This window comes from Clostridioides sp. ES-S-0001-03, assembly GCF_020676075.1.
GTDB lineage: Bacteria > Bacillota > Clostridia > Peptostreptococcales > Peptostreptococcaceae > Clostridioides.
In genome coordinates this window covers 1-330 of record NZ_JACVWJ010000046.1, presented here as the reverse complement: position 1 = coordinate 330, position 330 = coordinate 1, and the positions used below count along the sequence as shown (strand labels likewise).

Annotated in this window: 3 tRNA genes; all 3 read right to left on the bottom strand. The window is 53.3% G+C overall.

The window, feature by feature from the left end:
- Positions 1-47: 47 nt before the first annotated feature.
- Positions 48-122, bottom strand: a tRNA-Asn gene (locus tag IC174_RS20865).
- Positions 123-128: 6 nt separating this feature from the next.
- Positions 129-202 (bottom strand) — tRNA-Cys (locus IC174_RS20860).
- A gap of 7 nt (positions 203-209) precedes the next feature.
- Positions 210-285: transfer RNA gene (locus tag IC174_RS20855), tRNA-Lys, on the bottom strand.
- Positions 286-330: the final 45 nt, after the last annotated feature.

The window sequence follows — 330 nt, the reverse complement described above, 5'->3', positions numbered from 1 at the left end:
GGATTTTAAGTCCTGTGCGTCTGCCAGTTCCGCCACTTCGGCTTTTTTGGCTCCAAGGGTGGGGCTCGAACCCACAGCCTACCGGTTAACAGCCGGTTGCTCCACCGTTGAGCTACCTTGGAATATTTTGGAGGCGACACCCAGATTCGAACTGGGGATCAAGGAGTTGCAGTCCACTGCCTTACCACTTGGCTATGTCGCCGCCTTTTTGGTGATCTATCCGCGACTCGAACGCGGGACACCCTGATTAAAAGTCAGGTGCTCTACCGACTGAGCTAATAGACCATATTAGTTGGGGTGGATAATGAGAGTCGAACTCACGACCTCCAG